This window comes from Kitasatospora sp. MBT63 (genome assembly GCF_000710465.2).
In the GTDB taxonomy this organism is placed as follows: domain Bacteria; phylum Actinomycetota; class Actinomycetes; order Streptomycetales; family Streptomycetaceae; genus Kitasatospora.
In genome coordinates, this window is record NZ_JAIZ01000316.1 from 1 (window position 1) to 3,693 (window position 3,693).

General features: G+C 73.6%; 3 protein-coding genes. 1 reads left to right on the forward strand and 2 read right to left on the reverse strand.

The features are described 5' to 3' along the window. Positions 1-112 precede the first annotated feature (112 nt). Positions 113-358 carry a DUF397 domain-containing protein gene (locus AA75_RS19400; RefSeq protein WP_033821379.1) on the reverse strand — a complete coding sequence of 82 codons (246 nt, stop codon included), beginning with the start codon at positions 356-358 and terminating at the stop codon, positions 113-115. A 419-nt stretch (positions 359-777) separates the two neighbouring features. Between AA75_RS19400 and AA75_RS19405 the strand changes: the two genes are divergently transcribed. Continuing rightward, positions 778-1,656: a sirohydrochlorin chelatase gene (locus tag AA75_RS19405; protein WP_082526657.1), complete on the forward strand. Its 879-nt coding sequence runs from the start codon at positions 778-780 to the stop codon at positions 1,654-1,656. Positions 1,657-1,735: 79 nt separating this feature from the next. On the opposite strand, the gene AA75_RS49510 is transcribed toward AA75_RS19405, so the two are convergent. Further along, positions 1,736-3,693, reverse strand: a 1,958-nt coding sequence (locus tag AA75_RS49510; protein ID WP_033821380.1) for a G8 domain-containing protein, incomplete at its 5' end; no start/stop codon positions are given.

The window sequence follows — 3,693 nt, forward strand, 5'->3', positions numbered from 1 at the left end:
CCCCCCGGACCCCACGCCCCCCGCGGGCCGGCGGCCGCCGGCAAAACCAAAGGCCGCCGTGGCAACCGGTGCCCACGACGGCCCGAAACCCGCCCCGACGTCCCACCGGACGTCAGTTCGCCCCCGCGCCGAGGTGGTCGAACTCCCCGTCCTTGACCCCGAGCAGCATCGCCTCGATCTCGGCCCGGGTGTACACCAGCGCGGGGCCGTCGGGAAAGCGCGAGTTCCGCATCGCGACGTCTCCGCCGGGCAGCGCCGCGAACTCCACACAGTTCCCCTGGGAGTTACTGTGCCGACTCTTCTGCCAGACCACACCGTCGAGGTCCGCAGCCGCCATGCCGTTGAAAGCCTCACGCATTGAAATCTCCCCGATCGACGGCGATCTCCTCACCTGACGTGATGATAGCTCGGCTTGCACGTGCATCGGCACGGGATAGCGCCCGTGCGAATGCACGCGACCGACAGCCCCTCGACGCGGATGCCCCGGGCCGCCTGACGGTACGTAAGCGGGCATACCGCCACGAATACCCGGCGATCCGATGACCGTCCGTACACCTCGGCAAGCACGGTGTCGATCTTCAAGAGACGCCGGGCACCTCACGGGCAGTTACGTCGGCCAAGTGTGAGCCGCGTCACGATCGAAGGGCCCGGCAACTGGGTAACCACCCCGGAAAGGTGACCGCTTTGCCCGACAACATCCCTCTTGTCCAGGACGGTTTGCCCGGTTCCTGGGATCCGGCTGCAGTAGGGGCGGGCGAATGTCCTACGATCTCCGCCATGAGCACAGCAGCGATCCCGGGCGCGCCACTGCCCGTCCGTACGCCCGGCTCCCGTGCGCGGGGGCGCCACCGTCGTCCTGAGCGCCCCGAGATCCCGGTCGGCTCCCCGGCCATGGTGCTCGCCGTACCCGTCACGGCCGGCCCCGAGTCCCGCTCCGTGGTGGACGAGCTGCTCTCCATCGTGCGCGGCGAGCAGCCGGGCATCGAGGCCGCGGCCGCCTACCTGGACGTCAGCGAGGGCACCGAGGGCGCCGTCACGGTCAGCTCGCTGCTGGCCGAGGCCACCAACGCCGGGTACCCCGCGCCGGTCGTGGTCCCGCTGCTGACCGGTCCGCACCTCGGGCTGCAGGAGCTGCACAAGGTGGCCGCCGAGTTCGGCTCCACCGTCACCGACGCGCTCGGCCCGCACCCGCTGCTGGCCGAGGCCGTGCACGTCCGCCTCTCCGAGGCCGGGCTGGCCCGCGCCGACCGCGCCCGGCTGTTCGCCATCACCACGGCGGCCGACGGCATCGTACTGACCGTGACCGGTGGCGAGGAGGCCGCCACGGCCGCCGGGATCACCGGTGTGCTGCTGGCCGCCCGGCTCGCCGTGCCGGTCGTCGCCGCCGCGCTGGACGTCCCGGGTTCGGTGGCCGCGGCCGTCGACCACCTGCGGGCCACCGGTTCGCAGCGTCCCGCGCTCGCCCCGCTGGTGATCGGCCCGGAGGCCGACCCGGAGCTGCTGGCCGCCGCAGCCGAGGAGACCGGCTGCCCGAGCGCCGCCCCGCTGGGCGCCTACCCGACCGTCGGTCAGCTGATCGCCGGCAGCTACCTCGCGCAGCTGCCCGCCCCGGCGCCGCTCGACGAGGAGTACGCCGAGGAGCAGCCGGAGGGCTGAGTCCCGCGCGACCCGCGACACCACCCGGCCTCGGCCCCCACCTGGGGGCCGAGGCCGGGTGCGTCGGCGGTGGCGGGAGTCAGGTCACCCGGGCGGTCGGCACCGCCGCGTCGGCGAGCCGGACGGACGGGGTGACGGGCTGGCGCGGGCCGTCCGGGACGTCGGCCGGGGTGGTCGAGGCGTTCCACGCCGGGGCCGCGGCGACGCCCTGGGACTTGTTCAGCTCGACCGCCTGGGCGTCCCCGGCCTTGCGCAGCACGATCCGCTTGGGGGTCGGCGACTCGGGGTCGAGCCACACCTCGTTGCCGCTGAACGAGCAGTCCAGCACCTGGATGTCGTCCGGCTGCCCGTCGGTGGTGGCCCGGAAGGCGACCCCGGCCTTGCGGTAGCCGGTCATCCGGCAGCGGCTGATCGTCACCGGCACGCCGGCCAGCTGGTGCTTGAGGGTGGAGACCGCGTAGTCGGACTGCCCGGCCGCGTCGATCAGCAAGCCGTCGAAGACGGTGCCCTTGTCCCGGCCGAGCGCGTGCACGGCGATGCCGCCGGCCGCGTTGCCGTAGAGCACGCTCGAGGTGTAGTCGAAGTCGTTCAGGTAGGCGCCGTGCTCGATGCCCCAGCCGCCGTTGTGGTACGCGACGAACTGTCCGACGGTGTGGTGGTGCTGGGCGTTGAGCCAGACGAAGATGCCGTTCTCCAGGTTGTTGTGCGCCAGGCAGCGTTCGAAGGTCCACACCCCCTCGCTGGTCTCCGGCCACTCGTAGCCGGAGGCGCCGGTGGCGCCCTGGACGCCGACCGCCACGCAGCCGGTCGCCTTGCTGCCGCTGCCGGCGCCGAGGCTGAAACCGGTCAGCCGGTAGCCGCGCGGGTTGGGCTCGAAGACCGTCCGGGAGGCGACGCAGGAGTCGTAGACGATGTCGTCGGAGGGGCCCTGCGGGGTGCGGGTGTCCTGCGGGCCGTCCCACCAGTAGGCGTCCTCCCAGGTGTTGTGGCTGATGCAGCTGCGGAAGGTGACGCCGTGGCTCATGTGCGGGACGAAGGCGTGGTTGCCCGCGTCGCGGACCACCACACCCTGCACCACGGTCCCCCGGGACGCGTCGGCGAGCATGTGGAAGTGCAGCCCGTACCGGCCGAGCACCGGGTCGGTGACGGGCTTTCCGTTCCACTGCTCCTTGCCGTTGGTGCGCGGGCCGAGCCAGCGCAGCGCGGCGTGCCGGACGTCCGCGCGACGGGAACTGGTCAGGTGGATGTGGGCCCGGCCCTGTTCGGTGCCCTCGACGCGGACGTTGCGGGTCAGATTGAGGACCTCGGCGCCGACGGTGACGCCCGCGCCGACCGCGACCCGGGGGTGGGCGTACGTCAACGGGCCGTCAAGGACGACCGTGGCGCCCTTGACCTGACGGACCGTGCGCAGGTCGTACTGGGCGGAGAAGTCGTCACCGCTGTCGGGGGCGGCGGTCGGGGTGACGGCCAGTTCGTCGCCCACCTGCCAGCCGGCGGGGGCGGCCGCGAGGGTGATGCTGGTGTCGCCGGCCTTGAGCGCGCCGGCGGCCCGGACCCAGGCGGTCCGGGCGGCGCCGTCCAGGCGCAGGTAGCCGGCGCCGGTCACCCACAGGCCGGTGTCGGTGTCGACGACGGTCATGCCGCCGCCCTGGAAGCGGCGCTCGTCCACCCCGGGGAACCTGACCATGTGCACCACCGCGTCGGCGGGGGACGCGCTCAGGGTGCCGCGGACCTCGATGTTGCCGGCCGAGCTGAGCGTGAGGTTCTTGTCCTTGGCGAAGACCAGCGAGCCGGCCGGCTCGATCACCAGGGACCCGACGGCGGCGTCGGTGTCCAGCAGCACCTGGTCGGTGATCCGCACCGCGCTCTTCGGTCCCGGGACGCTGCCGCCCCAGCCGGCCGGGTCGGACCAGCGGCGGCCGCCCTCGGCGACGGTCGGCGGCGGCTGCTCGGAGGGCGGCGCCACGGAGGCCGCGGGCGACGGGGTGCCGTGCTGGTGCCCGCTCGCGGTGGGCGGGGCGGCGGTCCGGCCGGGGC

Bases quoted from the DNA above. Each gene is read 5' to 3' on its own strand.
- AA75_RS19400 (WP_033821379.1), bottom strand. From the start codon at position 358: ATGCGTGAGGCTTTCAACGGCATGGCGGCTGCGGACCTCGACGGTGTG.
- AA75_RS19405 (WP_082526657.1), top strand. From the start codon at position 778: ATGAGCACAGCAGCGATCCCGGGCGCGCCACTGCCCGTCCGTACGCCC.